This window comes from Paraburkholderia sp. BR10923, assembly GCF_040948765.1.
Lineage (GTDB): Bacteria > Pseudomonadota > Gammaproteobacteria > Burkholderiales > Burkholderiaceae > Paraburkholderia > Paraburkholderia youngii.
Genome location: NZ_JBFPKO010000246.1, coordinates 1 through 249, shown reverse-complemented (window position 1 = coordinate 249; position 249 = coordinate 1). Strand labels below are relative to the sequence as shown.

Below are 249 nucleotides of genomic sequence, written 5' to 3'. Positions count from 1 at the left end.
GGAGATGGGTGCGTGAGTAGGTGAATCAGGGTTGTGATTGTATCGATGTATTTTAAAGGTGATCGAGAGATCGCTTTGGAATACGGCGCAACACGAATACTCAACCTGTAGCGGAAGGTGATTCTGCGGTGAGCAATCATTGAGACACACCCGTTATAGGGTCAAGCGAACAAGTGCATGTGGTGGATGCCTTGGCGATCACAGGCGATGAAGGACGCGGTAGCCTGCGAAAAGCTCCGGGGAGCTGGC

Annotated in this window: 1 rRNA gene; it reads left to right on the top strand. The window is 52.2% G+C overall.

Going from position 1 to position 249, the window contains the following annotated elements:
• Positions 1–159: 159 nt before the first annotated feature.
• Positions 160–249 (top strand): 23S ribosomal RNA (locus AB3X94_RS42330); the annotation flags it as partial.